We start from the raw sequence: 250 nt of genomic DNA, 5'->3' as shown, positions 1-250 counted from the left end.
CTCATTCCATTTGGACAACTTTCAGTACAAGGAATGTAATTCTGGCTGTCCGGACAGTATCCAAGAGGGGGATCAACCGGACCACCAGGGCCACCACCTCCACCAAGACAAGGGTCTCCAGGAGGAATTATGCAAGGACACCCTACAGGACCTATATCGCAGATACGACCACCTCCGTTAATTTCTTTTAAATCTCCACGATTTAGTTTTTTAAGATTTTTCAACATAATAATATTTGTTTAATTATAAC

The 250-nt window shown here is 42.0% G+C and carries 1 protein-coding gene; it reads right to left on the bottom strand.

The features are described from left to right. Positions 1-227, bottom strand: a 227-nt coding sequence (locus SCA31_RS24740) for a bacteriocin-like protein (RefSeq protein ID WP_410699604.1), incomplete at its 3' end; no start/stop codon positions are given. Positions 228-250 lie beyond the last annotated feature (23 nt).

The sequence above is a fragment of the Chryseobacterium sp. SIMBA_028 genome (genome assembly GCF_046535285.1).
Classification (GTDB): Bacteria; Bacteroidota; Bacteroidia; order Flavobacteriales; family Weeksellaceae; genus Chryseobacterium.
This window is presented reverse-complemented; position numbering and strand designations above follow the sequence as displayed.